The organism is Lentzea sp. NBRC 105346 (genome assembly GCF_030269605.1).
Classification (GTDB): Bacteria; Actinomycetota; Actinomycetes; order Mycobacteriales; family Pseudonocardiaceae; genus Lentzea.
This window is the reverse complement of sequence record NZ_BSTQ01000022.1, coordinates 95,734-110,822: the sequence shown is the minus strand read 5'-3', so window position 1 is coordinate 110,822 and position 15,089 is coordinate 95,734. Positions and strand designations below refer to the sequence as shown.

At 69.2% G+C, this 15,089-nt stretch carries 14 protein-coding genes and 1 riboswitch; of the genes, 4 read left to right on the top strand and 10 right to left on the bottom strand.

What is annotated here, in order from left to right:
* The first annotated feature begins 86 nt into the window (after positions 1 to 86).
* On the top strand, positions 87 to 1,226 hold the full coding sequence (locus QSK35_RS37080) for a PucR family transcriptional regulator (protein ID WP_285752394.1): 1,140 nt from the start codon (positions 87 to 89) through the stop codon (positions 1,224 to 1,226).
* A 44-nt stretch (positions 1,227 to 1,270) separates the two neighbouring features.
* Here the strand turns inward: QSK35_RS37080 and QSK35_RS37075 are convergent, their stop codons facing one another.
* The 3 genes from QSK35_RS37075 to QSK35_RS37065 all read right to left on the bottom strand — a co-directional run bounded on the left by QSK35_RS37075 (position 1,271) and on the right by QSK35_RS37065 (position 3,869).
* A complete protein-coding gene (locus QSK35_RS37075; protein ID WP_285752393.1) occupies positions 1,271 to 1,942 on the bottom strand; it encodes a S1 family peptidase in 672 nt (223 codons plus the stop codon).
* A 214-nt stretch (positions 1,943 to 2,156) separates the two neighbouring features.
* Entirely contained in the window at positions 2,157 to 3,425 is a 1,269-nt protein-coding gene (locus QSK35_RS37070) for a M14 family metallopeptidase (RefSeq protein ID WP_285752392.1), read from the bottom strand.
* A 24-nt stretch (positions 3,426 to 3,449) separates the two neighbouring features.
* The gene (locus tag QSK35_RS37065) at positions 3,450 to 3,869 is read right to left on the bottom strand and encodes a hypothetical protein (RefSeq protein ID WP_285752391.1); all 420 of its coding nucleotides are present in this window, start codon (positions 3,867 to 3,869) and stop codon (positions 3,450 to 3,452) included.
* Between the two features lie 33 nt (positions 3,870 to 3,902).
* Here QSK35_RS37065 and QSK35_RS37060 point away from each other — a divergent pair, with 33 nt between their 5' ends.
* Positions 3,903 to 4,841 carry a D-2-hydroxyacid dehydrogenase family protein gene (locus QSK35_RS37060; RefSeq protein WP_285752390.1) on the top strand — a complete coding sequence of 313 codons (939 nt, stop codon included), beginning with the start codon at positions 3,903 to 3,905 and terminating at the stop codon, positions 4,839 to 4,841.
* Here the strand turns inward: QSK35_RS37060 and paaK are convergent.
* The gene (paaK, locus tag QSK35_RS37055) at positions 4,838 to 6,136 is read right to left on the bottom strand and encodes a phenylacetate--CoA ligase PaaK (protein WP_285752389.1); all 1,299 of its coding nucleotides are present in this window, start codon (positions 6,134 to 6,136) and stop codon (positions 4,838 to 4,840) included. The genes QSK35_RS37060 and paaK overlap by 4 nt on opposite strands.
* Before the next feature lie 54 nt (positions 6,137 to 6,190).
* Here paaK and dinB point away from each other — a divergent pair, with 54 nt between their 5' ends.
* Entirely contained in the window at positions 6,191 to 7,384 is a 1,194-nt protein-coding gene (dinB, locus tag QSK35_RS37050; RefSeq protein WP_285752388.1) for a DNA polymerase IV, read from the top strand.
* Here the strand turns inward: dinB and QSK35_RS37045 are convergent.
* The 6 genes from QSK35_RS37045 to QSK35_RS37020 all read right to left on the bottom strand — a co-directional run bounded on the left by QSK35_RS37045 (position 7,373) and on the right by QSK35_RS37020 (position 13,827).
* Positions 7,373 to 8,089: an ECF transporter S component gene (locus tag QSK35_RS37045; RefSeq protein ID WP_285752461.1), complete on the bottom strand. Its 717-nt coding sequence runs from the start codon at positions 8,087 to 8,089 to the stop codon at positions 7,373 to 7,375. The genes dinB and QSK35_RS37045 overlap by 12 nt on opposite strands.
* Before the next feature lie 53 nt (positions 8,090 to 8,142).
* Complete coding sequence (locus QSK35_RS37040; RefSeq protein ID WP_285752387.1) at positions 8,143 to 9,723, bottom strand: ABC transporter ATP-binding protein; 1,581 nt, start codon at positions 9,721 to 9,723, stop codon at positions 8,143 to 8,145.
* Positions 9,720 to 10,796 (bottom strand): CbiQ family ECF transporter T component, encoded by a 1,077-nt coding sequence (locus tag QSK35_RS37035; RefSeq protein WP_285752386.1) that lies wholly within the window; start codon positions 10,794 to 10,796, stop codon positions 9,720 to 9,722. Before QSK35_RS37035 ends, QSK35_RS37040 begins: the two co-directional genes overlap by 4 nt.
* Positions 10,796 to 11,524, bottom strand: a complete 729-nt coding sequence (locus QSK35_RS37030; RefSeq protein WP_285752385.1) for an ABC transporter substrate-binding protein — start codon at positions 11,522 to 11,524, stop codon at positions 10,796 to 10,798. The genes QSK35_RS37035 and QSK35_RS37030 overlap by 1 nt, the downstream gene beginning before the upstream one ends.
* A gap of 67 nt (positions 11,525 to 11,591) precedes the next feature.
* Positions 11,592 to 11,739: riboswitch (cobalamin riboswitch) on the bottom strand.
* Positions 11,740 to 11,763: 24 nt separating this feature from the next.
* Entirely contained in the window at positions 11,764 to 12,456 is a 693-nt protein-coding gene (locus QSK35_RS37025) for a S1 family peptidase (RefSeq protein WP_285752384.1), read from the bottom strand.
* A gap of 186 nt (positions 12,457 to 12,642) precedes the next feature.
* The gene (locus QSK35_RS37020; protein ID WP_285752460.1) at positions 12,643 to 13,827 is read right to left on the bottom strand and encodes a glycosyltransferase; all 1,185 of its coding nucleotides are present in this window, start codon (positions 13,825 to 13,827) and stop codon (positions 12,643 to 12,645) included.
* A gap of 236 nt (positions 13,828 to 14,063) precedes the next feature.
* On the opposite strand from QSK35_RS37020, the gene QSK35_RS37015 reads away from it, so the two are divergent.
* Entirely contained in the window at positions 14,064 to 15,020 is a 957-nt protein-coding gene (locus QSK35_RS37015; protein WP_285752383.1) for a chitinase, read from the top strand.
* Positions 15,021 to 15,089: the final 69 nt, after the last annotated feature.

Here is a 15,089-nt window from a genome sequence, read left to right as displayed (position 1 = left end):
TCCAGCTTGCTTTGTGTCCTGGCGTAAAGTCCTGACCGTAGGACGTGAATCTGTAGGTCACATCTTGTTCGCGAGGAACAAAAACCATGAGCCGAACCGTGCGAGGGGCAGCTGAGCTGGCCCTGAATGAGACGACCGTCAGTGCGTTGCGGGCCGTGCTCAAGGTGACCGCGGACGAGGTCGTCGAGGCGATCATCGACGAGGTGCCGAGCTACGCGAACGCCCTGCAGGGGCGGATGGGCGCCACGATCCGCCGGGCGGTGCGGACCGCCCTCGGGCACTACCTCGACCTGGCCGGCGGCCTGGCCACGGGAGGCGACGCCGGCGAGGCCGCGTACGAGCTCGGCCGCGGCGAGGTGCGCGACGGCCGTTCGATGGACGCCCTGCTCAGCGCGTACCGGGTCGGCGCGCGGGTGGCGTGGCGGGGCCTGGCCACCGGAGCGGTCGCGGCGGGCCTGCCGGCCGAGGAGGTGGCGAAGTTCGCCGAGCTGACGTTCGCCTACATCGACGAGCTGTCCGCGGCCAGCGCCGCCGGGCACGCCGACGAGCTGGCCGTCCGGGGCCGGGCGCACGAACGCGACCTCGAACAACTCGCACGCAAACTGCTGGCCGGCGCCGGTGAGGAGACGCTGCTCGCCGCGGCGGACCAGGCCAAGTGGTCCCCGCCCGGCTCGTTGACCGTGGTTCTGCTGCCGTCCGCGCAGGCCCGCCCCGCGTACCGGTTGCTCGACCCCGGCACGCTGGTGCTCGACGACCTGCCGGACGCCACCGCGGTGCTGCTGGTGCCCGACGCCGATCGGGCACATCTCCTGCGGCAGCTGACCGACCGCGCCGCCGTCGTCGGACCGAGCCGGCCGTGGACGCGGGCGTCGGCGTCCTACGCGCGGGCCGTGCGGGCGCGCGCGTTGTCCCCGGACATCCGCGACACCGACGACCATCTGGTCGACCTGGTCCTGAGCGCCGACGAGGACGCGTACGCCGACCTGCGCGCACGCGCCCTCGCGCCACTACGGGACCTGCGGCCCAACTCCGCGCGACGGCTGGAGGAGACGCTGCGGGCGTGGCTGCTGCACCACGGCCGCAGGGAGGACGTGGCAGCGTCCCTGTTCGTACATCCTCAGACCGTGCGGTACCGCATGGGACTACTGCGCGACCTTTTCCCGGATCTCGATTCGCCACAACGAGTCCTCGAACTCACTCTGGCGCTCGCGATCCCGGCGAAATAACCGAACCATATTCTGTTGCATTAATGACAGAAAACGTCGTGCAATTACGCGGCGGGCTTGATTCCGGTCGTCTGCTGAATCCAGGCGGCACGCTGAGGAACACTCTGGTACCTCACCGTCAGTTTCGACGGGTCGCCACCGCCGATCGGGCCGGTGCAGGTGCCGACCACGCGGCCGTTGTGGACCACCGGGCCACCGGAGTCGCCCTTGTAGGCCTGGCCGTTGCCGGGAGCCACGTTGATCGTTCCGCTGGTCGCGACCACCCGCACGTCCGCGGTCTTGATCGACTTGGCCAGCGGGCTACCCGGTCCGCCGATGCCGCCCCAGCCGTAGATCTGCACGGTGGCCCCGATGGGCGGGACCGTGGCCGAGTACGGCATGTACTTGGCGATATTGGCTGGTGAGGCCAGCTTCTTCAGCGCCATGTCGCCGTTGGTGAAGTCCTGCACGACCCGAATGCTCGTGCCCGCACCGAGCTTCTGGCTACCCACCTTGACGCTGCCACCGCGACCGCAGTGCGCGGCGGTGAGCACCCACAGGGGGGCGATCACGGCACCCGAGCAGAAGCCGCCCGAGTTGACCTGCGCACCCCAGGGGGCGCCTCCTTCCGGAACGGTCGTACCACCGATGATGTTGGCGTTCACGTCCGACGGCTCGCTCGCCTGGGACGGCGGGGCTGCGCCGAGACCGGCCGCGAGGGTCGCTCCGATAATCACACTTAACACCTTGAGCCGCATTACTACTCCTCAGTTCAGGACATGGGCAGGGAATCCATGGATGCGGCGAATGCGTCCAGCACCACTATCACCATGGTGCCGACCCGGCGACTATCCGAGACATTCTGAAAATTCGACCTGTCCGACATTTGCGAATTGATACGCAACGCCGGAATTCCAGCATGCGGCTGGAATTCCGGCGTCGGCCGGCCGATCAGTTCGAGCAGTACTGCTGTTGTTTGCCGATCGCCTCGTACGGGCAGTCGGCCCGGTCGAGCAGCTGCAGCACGGCCTCCTTGTTGCGCGCCGTCTGCGCCGGGATCACCTCGTCCGGCGGGTAGAAGCCGCCGCTGCCGTTCGAACCGGGATACATCTCGAACGTGTAGGAGAAGACGCCCTGCGAGCCCCACAGCCAGTCGCGGATCGAGCCGTCCGTGATGTAGAGGTCGCTGGCCTGCTGCGGCGTGTACCCGTTGGTGCGGGCCATGGACTGCCCGATCGTGGCGAACGTGTCCCGCTGGTCCTTCGTCATGCCGGGCGCGACGTCGTCGTAGGTCCAGCCGAACGGCCACATCACGAGCTCGCTGAAGGTGTGGAAGTCGATCGAAGCCTTGATCTGCTGCTTCCCGCCGACGACGCGGCCGCGCACGAAGTCCGCGACGACCTTCACCTCGGGCGCCGACTCGGCCCGCGCGCCGCGGTAGGTGTCGCTGCTCGGGCTGCCGCTCGAACCGCCGCAGCAGCCCCACTTGTAGGACCAGTTGCGGTTGAGGTCCGTGCCGATGGCCGTGGACCCCGCGTTCGGCTGCCGGTTCTTGCGCCAGCTCCGGTAGCTGCCGGTCGCGATGTCGTACTCGCCGCCATCAGGGTTGACGTCGGGCACGATCCAGATCTCGCGGGTGTTCACCAGGTCGCGCACCCGCGGCTCGGTGCTCTCGGTGAACAGCTTGACCAGGTACAGCGCCATCTCGACGGTCAGGTGCTCGCGCGCGTGCTGGTGCGCGGTGAACAGCACCTCGGGCTCGTTCTCGTCGGTCGCGACGTTGTCGCTGATCTTGAGCGCGACGATGTCGCGGTTCTGGTAGGACCTGCCGATGACGGTCTTGGTGATCAGGTTCGGGTACTTGGCGACCGCCTGGTTGATCTCTGCGGTCATCTCCCCGTAGTTGTGGTAGTTGGCGTCCTTCGGCGGGAAGTCGAACGGCGCCGCCGCCTTGTCGGTGCGCTTGGGCACCTCCTGCACGCCGAACCCTTGTACTTTCATGGCACGGACTTCGGCCGCGGTCGCGGTGACCACGACGACCCCGTGCTCCTCGACAACATCGATCGCGGCACCGATGCGGGTGATCTGGCCGCGTTGCTCGACGGTCCGCACGCCGCTCACGGCGTAGGCGGCCGTCTCGGTCTCGGCGGGTGCCGCGACCGACGGGATGGCGAGTGTCGCCAGGGCGATGGTGAAGACCAGGACTCTTCCGTAACCCATGGTTACCAACGGTTCCACGGCCGGTCATCGGCGGGCAGAGCCGATCGGCCGAGCGCGCTGGATCAGCAGGATCGCGACCGCCACCGAGACGACGACGACGCCGTTGCCGAACGCCCAGAGCACGGCGTGGTCGTGCACGACGGCTCGGGTCACGGCGGCGTCGCGGAACACCGGGTTGACCTGCGTGATCAGCAGAATCTTCGCCATGACCGACACCGCGAGACACCCAAGCGCCGGCCACGGAGCACGTGTGACGACCGCGAGCACGACGCCGAGCGGACCCCATGGCAGGTAGTAGTAGATCGGGCTGCCCGCGGCGAACACGCCGACGAGCGAGCCCGGCCGCGGGTCGGCCGGCAGCTGCGGATTCCACACGATCTGCTCGTAGAGGTTTCCGAAGAACCACATGCTCAGCAGCGGCACGACCAGCCTGGAAAAGATCACCGGACCATCGTGTCAAAACGTAGAGTGGCGATCATGAGGTGCGTGGTGCTGGACGACTACCAGGGTGTGGCGACGGAGCTGGCCGACTGGAGCGGCATCGACGTCACCACCTGCCGTGAGCACCTCGAGGGCGACGCCCTGGTGGAGGCGATCGGCGACGCCGAGGTCGTGGTGATCATGCGGGAACGCACGCCGTTCACCGCCGCGTTGTTCGAACGGCTGCCGGCGTTGCGGCTGCTGGTCACCAGCGGCATGCGCAACGCGTCGATCGACCTCGACGCCGCCCGTGCAAACGGGGTCACCGTGTGCGGCACGGCGAGCACGTCGGAGCCGCCGGTCGAGCTGACCTGGGCGTTGATTCTCGGGCTCGCCCGGAACCTGGTGCGGGAGAACAACTCCTTCCGCGAGAACGGTCCGTGGCAGAGCACGATCGGCACCGGTCTCGCGGGGAAGACGCTGGGGCTGCTGGGGTTCGGCAAGATCGGGGTGAAGGTCGCGCGGGTCGGTGCAGCGTTCGGCATGGACGTCGTGGCGTGGAGCCAGAACCTCACCGCGGACCGCACGGACGCCGAAGGGGTCCGGCTCGCGCCGAGCAAGGAGAAGCTCCTCGCCGAGAGCGACGTCGTGTCCGTCCACCTCGTGCTCGGCGACCGCACCCGCGGACTGATCGACGCCGACGCGTTGCGGCACATGCGGCCCAGCGCGTTCCTCGTCAACACCTCGCGTGCGGCGATCGTCGAGCAGGACGCGTTGATCGAGGCATTGAGCGCCAACCGGATCGCCAGTGCCGGGCTGGACGTGTTCGAGCAGGAGCCGCTGCCAGCGGACCATCCGTTGCGCACGCTGCCCAACGTGCTGGCCACCCCGCACCTGGGCTACGTGACCGACGGCAACTACCGCACCTACTTCCGCGAGGCCGTGGAAGACATCCACGCGTTCGCCGCCGGAACACCGTTGCGAGTACTGGGCTAACGCTTCGGCCGGCGGTCCACGATGCGCTTCATCTTGCCCACCGACCGCTCGATCCCACCGGGTCCGACCACGTCCACGGCCACCGTGACGCCGATCGAGTTCTTCACCAGCCGCTGCAGCACGGCACCCGCGTCGCCGGCGACCGCGTGCTCCCGGTGCTCGACGACGACGGTCAGGTCGTCCAGGTTGCCCGTGCGGCTCAGGACGCACTGGAAGTGCGGTGACAGCTCGGGCACCCGCAGGATCAGCTCCTCGATCTGCGTCGGGAACAGGTTCACGCCGCGCAGGATGATCATGTCGTCGGTGCGGCCGGTGATCTTCTCGATGCGCCGCATCGTGCGCGCGGTCCCCGGCAGTAGGCGAGTCAGGTCGCGCGTGCGGTAGCGGATGACCGGCATCGCCTGCTTGGTGAGCGAGGTGAAGACGAGCTCGCCCTCCTCGCCGTCGGGCAGGACCTCGCCGGTGACCGGGTCGACGATCTCCGGGTAGAAGTGGTCCTCCCACACGTGCAGGCCGTCCTTGGACTCCACGCACTCACTGGCGACACCGGGCCCGATCACCTCGGACAGGCCGTAGATGTCCACGGCGTGCATGTCCAGGCGCCGCTCCATCTCCAGGCGCATGTCGTTGGTCCACGGCTCGGCGCCGAAGATGCCGACCTTCAACGAGGTCGCACGCGGGTCGATCCCCTGCCGCTCCAGCTCGTCGATGATCGACAGCATGTAGGACGGGGTGACCATGATGATGTCGGGCTCGAAGTCGCGGATCAGCTGGACCTGGCGTTCAGTCATGCCGCCGGACACCGGAACCACGGTGCAGCCCAGTCGTTCCGCACCGGCGTGCGCGCCGAGCCCACCGGTGAACAGGCCGTAGCCGTAGGCGTTGTGCACGATGTGACCGGCCCGGCCGCCCGCGGCGCGGATGCTTCGTGCCATGACGCTCGCCCACATGTCCAGGTCGTCGCGGGTGTAGCCGACCACGGTCGGGCGGCCGGTCGTACCCGACGACGCGTGCACGCGCACCACCTCGTCGCGCGGCACGGCGAACATCCCGAACGGGTAGTTGTCGCGCAGGTCCGCCTTCGCGGTGAACGGCAGCTTCGCCAGGTCCGCCAGCGTCTTCACGTCGTCCGGGTGGACACCTCGCGCGTCGAACGCGGCGCGGTAGTGCGGCACGTGGTCGTAGGCGTGCCGGACCGACCAGCGCAGCCGTTCGAGCTGCACCGCGCGTAGCTCGTCCACCGACGCGGTCTCGATCGGCTCCAGGTCACCCGGCTTCGGGCTCAGGTCCAGCATCGCCTCATTCAACGCCAGAAAGTTTCCGCACACCACGACGGTCGATGCGAACATATGTTCGTGAGCACTACGCCGATATTGCACGCCGACCTGGACGCGTTCTATGCGTCGGTCGAGCAGCGCGACGACCCGCGGTTGCGGGGCCGCCCGGTGATCGTGGGTGGTGGCGTGGTGCTGGCGGCGAGCTACGAGGCCAAACGCCTCGGGGTGCGCACCGCGATGGGCGGTGCGCGGGCGCTGCGCCTGTGTCCGCACGCGATCGTCGTGCCGCCGCGGATGGAGGCGTACTCGGCCGCGAGCAAGGCGGTCTTCGAGGTGTTCCGTGACACGACACCGCTGGTCGAGGGCATTTCGATCGACGAGGCGTTCCTGGACGTCGGCGGCCTGGGCAGGATCGTCGGCCCGCCGGAGCTGATCGCCGCGCAGCTACGTGCCAAGGTGCTCGAGCGGGTCGGCCTGCCGATCACCGTCGGGGTGGCCAGGACGAAGTTCCTGGCCAAGGTCGCGAGCGGGGTGGCCAAGCCCGACGGGCTGCTGGTCGTGCCCGCGGACCGGGAACTGGAGTTCCTCCACCCGTTGCCGGTCGAGCGGCTGTGGGGTGTCGGCGAGGTGACCGCCGCGAAGCTGCACGACCGGGGCATCCACACGGTCGGCCACGTCGCGGGTCTGGGCGAGAGCGTGCTGGTCGCGATGCTCGGCACCGGGGCCGGCCGGCACCTGCACGCGTTGGCGCACAACCGCGACCCGCGCCCGGTGCAGGTGGGCCGGCGCCGCCGTTCGATCGGCTCGCAACGGGCGCTGGGGCGCAAACCGCGCACGCCGGACGATCTGGATGCCATCCTCGCCTCACTCATCGACCGCACCTCGCGCCGCCTGCGCTCCGCTCACCGCGGGTGCCGGACGGTGGTGCTGCGCCTGCGCTTCGCCGACTTCACCCGTGCGACGCGGTCGCACACGTTGCCGCATCCGACCGACGACACCGAGGTACTGCTGACGACGGCGAGACTGCTGCTCGCGGCCGCGATGCCCCTGATCACGAGCCGCGGCATCACGTTGCTGGGCGTGTCGCTGGCCAACCTCGGCAACGACGACGCGATCCAGCTGATGCTGCCGTTCGACGAGCACGAGCCGGGCGCGCTGGACACGGCGCTGGACCATGTGCGGGACCGCTTCGGCACGTCGGCGGTGACCCGAGCGGCGTTGCTCGGCCGCGACACGGGTTTCTCGGTGCCGCTGCTACCGGACTGAGGCGAACGATGCCTTGCGGGACGCGCGACGCAACGTTGTCAGCACCGCGGGGCCGAGCACGAGGATGGCGACGGCGTTGGTGATCGCACGGCCGGTGTCCCACCCGGCGGTCGTGGTCAGCAGCGTGTAGACGACGAACCGGTGCAGGTTCTCCAGCACCGGGGCGCCCGGCACATAGGAGATGTGGCCGTCGGCGTTGGTGATGAACGGCCAGAACCACAGGTTCATCAGGAACCCGAACAGGTACGCCACGACGATGCCGTACCCGGCGAGCATCGCGATCTCGGCCTTGCCGCGCACCCGCCGCGGCAGCAGCCCGGCGCCCATGCCGATCCACGCCGAGCACATCATCTGGGCCGGCAGCCACGGCCCGACGCCCGCCGTCAGCAACGCCGAGGCGAACATCGACGTGCAGCCCAGCACATAACCGAACCCCGGACCGAACACCCGGCCGGACAGCACGAGCAGGAAGAACACCAGCTCGATGCCCGCGGTGCCGGTACCCAGCGGACGCAGGGCGGCGTTCACCGCCGACAGCACCCCGAGCATCGCGAGCGCCTTGGAGTCCATGCCGCCCTCGGACAGCTCCGCCAGCACCACGATGATCAGGATCGGCAGGATGCCGATGAACACGAACGGCGCGTCCGTGCCGTGCTGCGTCGACTGCGACTCCACGCGGACCAGCAGTGGCCACACGAACATCATCAGGCTCGCGACGGACGCCAGCGTGAGGACTGCGGCCGAACGACGGCCGACGTTCACCGGGCCACCGCCGCGCGTACGTCGTCCACGGTCAGCCACGGCCCGCCCAGGATCTTGGTGATCTGCGGCGCGAACGCGGGCGAACCGCCGAGCACCTCCGCGGCCGGGCCGTCGGACACGATCTCGCCCTCGGCCATGACCACGACGCGATGCGCGATGGTGGCGACGAACTCGACGTCGTGTGTCGCCACGACGATCGCGCGTCCCTCGGCGGCCAGTGCCGCGATCATCGACGCCAGCGCGGCCTTCGCGGCGTAGTCGAGGCCGCGGGTCGGTTCGTCGAGCAGCATGATCCGTGGTGCCGCCGACAGTTGCACGGCCAGCACGAGCGCCAGGCGTTGTCCCTCCGACAGGTCACGCGGGTGCGCCGATCGGGAGATGCCCGGTGCCAGGCGATCCAGCAGCGCGCAACAACTTCCTTGCGCGGCACCGGACTCGGCGTCCGCCGCCGCGCACTCGGCCTCGACCGTCTGCAGGTACAGCAGGTCTGACGCCGTCTGGGGCACCATGCCCACGAGCCTGCGGGCCTCCGCGCTACTCAACGACTGTGGGTCCGCCGACCCGACGCGCACCGAACCACCCTGGCGCGGACCGGATCCCTGCACCGCCCAGAGCAGCGACGACTTGCCGGAACCGTTGCGCCCCATCATCGCCAGCACCTCGCCCTCGTGCAGGTCGAGGTCCACGCCGCGCACCGCCACCTTGGGGCCGTAGCGCACGACGACACCAGATGCGGTCAGCAACCGCTCCCCCACTGTCACCGACCTGACCGGCGGTGGCCCCAGCGTCAGTTTCTTGCGGCGCGCCTCGCGGACCGTCATGGGCAACGGGTCCCAGCCCAACAACCGTCCCAAGTGGACGATCGGCGGGGCGATCGGCGTGTCGAGCAACACCTCCGCCGGTGTCCCGTCGACGATCCCGCCGGTGCCCGGCACGTACACCATCCGGTCCGCGAACGGGATCACGCGTTCCATCCGGTGCTCGGCCATCAGCACGGTCGTGCCGAGGTCCTCGACCAGGCGGGCCAGCGTGGCGAGCACGTCCTCGGCCGCGGTCGGGTCCAGCGCGGACGTCGGTTCGTCCAGCACGAGGACGCGAGGGTGGGTGGTCAGGACCGCACCGATGGCGACGCGTTGCTGCTGACCGCCGGACAACGTGCGCAGGGCGCGGCGGCGCAGGTCCGCGATGCCCAGCAGGTCCAGGGTCTCCTCGACGCGGCGGCGCATCACCTGTGGCGACAGAGCCAGTTGTTCCATGCCGTACGCGAGCTCCTCCTCGACCGTGTCGGCAACGAACCCGGCCAGCGGGTCCTGCCCCACGACCCCGACCAGATGCGCGAACTCGCGCGGTGGCCGGGAGCTCGTCGACACCCCCGAGACCGACACGTCACCGCTGAGATGGCCGCCGGTGAAGTGCGGGACGAGGCCGTTGATCGTGCCGAGCAGGGTCGACTTGCCCGCGCCGGTCTGGCCCGCGAACAGCACCAGCTCGCCCTCGCCGACGGACAGCGAGACGTCGGACAGCACGGGCGTGGCCTGCCCGTCGTAGGTGAAGCCGACGCGGTTGAGTTCGATCATGCGACTTCCAGTGCTGCTGGTTCGGGGACCGGGGTGAGGAACGCGGGGAGCACGCCGATCAGCACGCCGGCCAGCGGTTCCCACGACAGCGCCGGCCAGGACAGGTCGATCAGCGACGGGTTCATCGGGTTGAAGCTGGAGCTCACGAACAGCACCACCGCGACCCCCAGGCCGCTCGCCGCGACGACGAGCTCCGGCAGCCGCCAGCGGTCCGGCCGGTACCGGCTGCGCCGCACCCGTTTACCCGCCAGCCAGAACCCGGCCAGCGCGAGGATTGTCCCGCCTATTAACACTGGCGTGGCGAGGTAGCGCGGCGTCGAACCGTCCAAAGTGGAGTAGACGCCGACGCACACGCCGAGCAAACCGGCGATCATCATCAGGCCCGTCCACATCCGGGCACGGGCCTCGACCAGACCGGCCCGGCCGTACCCGCGCGAGTCCATCGACGCCGCGAGCTGCAGCGACCGCGACAGCGCGTCCTCGAGCACCGGGATCATGATCGTCTGCAGCACCCGCATCCGCCGGCCCGAGCCGCCACGCAACCGGCGGGCGCGGCGTACCCGCACCGCGCTCTCCGCGAGCTGCGGGAACACCGACAGCGCCACGATCACCGCCGTGCCCACCTCGTACAGGGCCGGCGGCATCGCCTTGAGCAGCCGCTTCGGGTTCGCCAGGGCGTTCGCGGCGCCCAGGCAGATCACCATCGCCGCCAGCCGCAGCCCGTCGTAGAGTCCGCCCAGCAACGACTCCGCCGACACGTCCCCGAACAGCCGGATGCCCGCAAGCGGGATCTCCGGCAGCCGCAGGATGATCGTCGATCCCTCCGCGCCGCCGAACACGAAGCGGAAGAACACCCGAACCGCGATGATCATCACGCCCAGGTACAGGTAGAGCCGGAACGCCAGCGCCCACGGTGCTTCCGCGCGCCGCGCGACCACGACGAACCCCGCGACCGCCACGATCGTGAGCAAAAGCCACGGGTTCGTCGTGCGGGTCGCCGCGACCGCGAGCCCCAGCGCCCACACCCACCACGCGCCCGGGTGCAGGTCGCGCGGCAGGAAGTACCCCGCCATCAAGACTTCTGCTTGCGCCTGCGTGCAACGAGGAAACCGGCCACCGCCAGCACGAGCACGACTGCGCCCGCGGCCCACGGCGCGAAGTCGCTCGACTTCTGCTTGATCGCCTCGGTCTTCTCGCCGCCGGTGAACTCCACGTTCTGCTTCGGGTCGGGCTTGGTGCTCGTGACGACGTCGCACGGCCGGTTCTCGGTGCCCGGCCGCACCGGCGCGATCCTCGGCGTCGTGTTGGAGTCCGCCTTGGCGTTCAACGAGAACGACCAGCCCTCGAACCCGCCGCGGACGAAGTCGCGGTCCTTCGGACCCGACTGGCTGACCTCCCACCCGCAGTTGTTCCCGGAGTGAAAGTACGACCAGTACGCGCCCGCAGGAGGCATGTCGGCGCACGGCTCGCGGTAGTCGTTCCGGCCGGTGATCGGGATCGTCTCCGTGGCCGAGGGACGGTTCTCCACGCGGCAGATGAGTGATTCACCAAACCGCTGATTGCCCTCGACCTGGAACCCCGCGCCTTTCAACGCGTCCAGCCCGGTGCCGCGGCTCGTCGCCGGGTTGCAGCGCACGATGGTCGTGCCGCCCAGTTGCTGGAAGTCGACCACGACGGTCACGCCGTTGTCGTCCTTGCAGAATCCGGGATAGCCCTTGGTGCGGTCGATGGCGTGTGCGTCAGGGGCGATGGCCACGATCAGACCGGCGACGGACGCCAGAACGGCAGAGCGCCTTTTCATTTCTCCTCCTTGTGCTGCATGAAGGAGGAGACCGGTGGTCACCCCTGCTTCTCGCGACAGCGGGTCGGATGATCAACTCCGCCCGGCTGGTATCCCGACTCGCCACTGGACGTGGCCCACGGTTGCGCGACAGTGCCGGAGTTCGACCGGCTTCCCCATCACGGGCAGAGGTGTTCGGTTGTGGTGCAGAATCAACCTAACACGGTGGCGGGCGACGACGGATTCGCCCGCCCTTGTGCTTACTTGCCTCCTGGGCGAATCCCGGTCGTCTGCTGCACCCAGGCGGCCCGCCGCGGAATGTTCTGGTACGCCACCGTCAGCTTCGACGGGTCCGACCCGCCGCCGACGGGGCCGGTGCAGGTCCCGATCTCCTGTCCGTTGTAGACCATCGGCCCACCGGAGTCACCGAAGTAGGCCTGACCGTTGATCGGAGCACCGTTGATCGTGTTGCCGATCGCGACCACGCGCAGGTTCGCCGTCTTGATCGACTGGGCCAGCGGTCCGCCGGGCGCGGAGATGCCGCCCCAGCCGTAGATCTGCACGGTGGCGCCCATCGGCGGTGGTGTCGCGGCGTACGGCAGGTACTTGCTGATGTTGGCCGGCGACGCCAGCTTCTTCAGCGCCACGTCACCGTTGGTGAAGTCCTGCACGACCCGGATGCTCCGGCCCTGACCGAGCCGCTGGCTGCCCACGCGCACGCTGCCGCCGCGACCGCAGTGGGCGGCGGTCATCACCCACAGCGGGCCGATCACGGAGCCGGAGCAGAAGCCTCCGCCCACGTTGACCTGGGCACCCCACGGAGCGCCGCCTTCCGGCACGGTGGACCCACCGATGATGTTCGGCTGCACGTCGGTCGCCTGCGCCTGGGTGGCCGTGCCGAGGCCGGTCACGAGCATCGCTCCGACGATCACGCTCAACAACTTGAGCCGCATTACCTCTCCTGTTCAGGACATGGGGCAGGGAAACCATGGATGCGGCGGAATGTGTTGATTGTGCGGCTCGGGCGACGGGTGGAGACGTGCCGGAATTTCGGCGCTCCGAAAATCCGGGAGCGCAGCGGAGCGAACGTGACGTCGGGGGACATGGATGTCCCTGAACGTCACGTTCGCTCCGGTGCGCTACCTGGCTTCCTCGAGAAGCAGCTTCGCGGCCACCATCGCTCCATCGCCCCGCACCTGACCGGCCACGTCGATGGCGCGGGCGGCGGTCTCGGGAGCCAGGGCCGTGGCGAGCGCGGCGGACAGCGTGTCGACGGTCGCGGCCGCACCGATGCCCAAGTCGGCCACGCGACCGGCCCAGTAAGGCTGGTCCGCGATGTGCGGCAGGATCACCTGCGGGGCCCCGGCCCGAGCCGCCGTCGCGGTGGTGCCCGCGCCGCCGTGGTGCACGACCGCCGCCACCCTGCGGAACAACGCCTGCTGGTTGACCTCCCCGATGACGAGGCAGTCCTCGGAGTCGACCGCGGTCAGGCCGGCCCAGCCTCGCGCGAGCACGACGCGGCGCCCCTGCGAACGGACCGCGTCGATGGCCACCTCGGCGATGTCCTTCGGGGTGTGCGCGGCCATGCTGCCGAAGCCCACGTACACCGGTGGGTCGCCGGCGTCCAGGAACGCCACCAGGTCGTCCGGCAGCGGCCGGTCGTCGGGCAGGATCCACGCCCCGGTCTGCACGAGGTCGAGGTCCGTCTCCCCCTGCGGCGGGCACAGCACCGGGTCCGCCGCCAGCCACGGCCGACCGGTCAGGACGTGGTCGCGGACGTTGTTCACCGGCGGCAGGCCGATCGCCGCCCGATGGCTGTTCAGCGCCGGGCCGTACAGGGCGTTGACCCGCTGGGCGTCCTGTTCCCACAGCACCCGGTTGTCGGTCTCGTCGTCCGGCGACGGTGTGCCCGGCCGCCTGCCCGGAGGGCGGTGCCGCGACGGCAGCCCGAGCAGGTGGAACGTCGCGAGCACGTAGTGGATGCCCAGTTTCTCGGCCACGTCCGGTACCCCCGCGGGCATCAGGCCGGTCGCCAGCAGCGCGTCACAGCCCTCCTCCGCCACCTCCAGCAACGTTTCGAACCGCGAGGCGACCAGCTGCGGAGCGAGCTGGAACGCGTCCGGCTTCGGGTTCTCGACCACCGAACGCACCGAAGGGCCCATCGGCACATGCGGCACGCCGGCCCGCGCCAGCAGCACCGCGAAATCGTCGTCCGGCGGAGCGCACACCCGCGCGTCCGCACCCAGTTCCCGCAACGCCACCGCCAGCGCCGCCAGCGGCTCGACATCCCCGCGCGATCCCCACGTCGTCAACAGCACACGCACTACCAGGTCCCCCATTTCCGCACGTCAAAGGCGTTCGGCCGGGAATTCTGAAGCACACCCCGGGTCTTGCCGCAAGCCCCCCGGTGCGCTATATGTTGAAGTGGGGAGAGCGTGCGGACTCCGCTTCCCCTCCACTCTGGACGATCAACTCGCTTCCCACTGGGCTGGTCTTTCTCCGAGTGATGGTCTATACCAATGATGACCCACCTCACACCCTGCACCTGAGGAGGTTCGTCATGCGAAGGCTGTTCAAGATCGGCCTGATCGCCGCGTTGGCGATCACGACCCTGCCGGTAGGCACGAGTCAGGCGGCGACGGCGTCATCGGTCGCTCCCTACGTGGACATGGGCGCCTGGCCGTCGCCCGTTCTGTCCACAATGGCCAGTAAGGGAGGCGTGAAGAGCTTCACCCTCGGCTTCGTCACCTCGTACGGCTGCAAGGCCAGCTGGTTCGGCGCCTACGACCCCAGGACGGGGTGGCAGAAGGAGGAGATCGCCAAGATCCGGGCGGCCGGCGGCGACGTGAAGATCTCCTTCGGCGGTGCGTCCGGCATCGAACTGGCCTACTACTGCACGACGCCGACGACGCTGGCCAACGAGTACGACGCCGTGGTCAACGCGTACTCGCTGAAGTACGTCGACTTCGACATCGAGGGGGCCGCCGTCGCCGACCCGACGACGGTGGCGCGCCGGTCGCAGGCGTTGAAGATCCTCCAGGACCGCCACCCCGGCCTGAAGATCTCGCTCACCCTGCCGGTCCTGCCCAGCGGGCTCACGCAGGACGGCGTGAACGTGGTGAAGTCGGCCAAGAACGCCGGGGTGAACCTGGACCTGGTCAACGTCATGGCGATGGACTACTACCAGGGGCCCGGTGACCAGGGCGCCAAGGCGATCGCCGCGGCCAGGGCCACGCAGGCCCAGGTGAAGTCGGTGTACGGGCTGACGGACTCGGCGGCCTGGAAGAAGATCGGCGTCACCCCGATGTTGGGCGTGAACGACTCGCAGAACGAGATCTTCTACCAGAAGGACGCCCGCGCGCTCGTGAGCTTCGCGAGCTCGGTGCACCTGGGCATGCTCTCGTTCTGGGAACAGGGCCGCGACGCCAACGCGTGCAACGGCGCCCTGTACCGCTGCACGAACATCGCGCAGCAGCCCTACGAGTTCGCCCGGATCTTCTCCGGCTACAACGGTTGACGCGTTCGCCGTGCCCGGCCTGATCGAACGACCGGACCATCGCCCTGCTCCCTAAGGCGCAACGGGGTA

Bases quoted from the DNA above. Each gene is read 5' to 3' on its own strand.
- QSK35_RS37070 (WP_285752392.1), bottom strand. From the start codon at position 3,425: ATGGGTTACGGAAGAGTCCTGGTCTTCACCATCGCCCTGGCGACACTC.
- dinB (WP_285752388.1), top strand. From the start codon at position 6,191: ATGTTCGTGAGCACTACGCCGATATTGCACGCCGACCTGGACGCGTTC.
- QSK35_RS37060 (WP_285752390.1), top strand. From the start codon at position 3,903: ATGAGGTGCGTGGTGCTGGACGACTACCAGGGTGTGGCGACGGAGCTG.
- QSK35_RS37045 (WP_285752461.1), bottom strand. From the start codon at position 8,089: ATGATGTTCGTGTGGCCACTGCTGGTCCGCGTGGAGTCGCAGTCGACG.
- paaK (WP_285752389.1), bottom strand. From the start codon at position 6,136: ATGCTGGACCTGAGCCCGAAGCCGGGTGACCTGGAGCCGATCGAGACC.
- QSK35_RS37035 (WP_285752386.1), bottom strand. From the start codon at position 10,796: ATGGCGGGGTACTTCCTGCCGCGCGACCTGCACCCGGGCGCGTGGTGG.
- QSK35_RS37030 (WP_285752385.1), bottom strand. From the start codon at position 11,524: ATGAAAAGGCGCTCTGCCGTTCTGGCGTCCGTCGCCGGTCTGATCGTG.
- QSK35_RS37080 (WP_285752394.1), top strand. From the start codon at position 87: ATGAGCCGAACCGTGCGAGGGGCAGCTGAGCTGGCCCTGAATGAGACG.
- QSK35_RS37025 (WP_285752384.1), bottom strand. From the start codon at position 12,456: ATGCGGCTCAAGTTGTTGAGCGTGATCGTCGGAGCGATGCTCGTGACC.
- QSK35_RS37015 (WP_285752383.1), top strand. From the start codon at position 14,064: ATGCGAAGGCTGTTCAAGATCGGCCTGATCGCCGCGTTGGCGATCACG.
- QSK35_RS37040 (WP_285752387.1), bottom strand. From the start codon at position 9,723: ATGATCGAACTCAACCGCGTCGGCTTCACCTACGACGGGCAGGCCACG.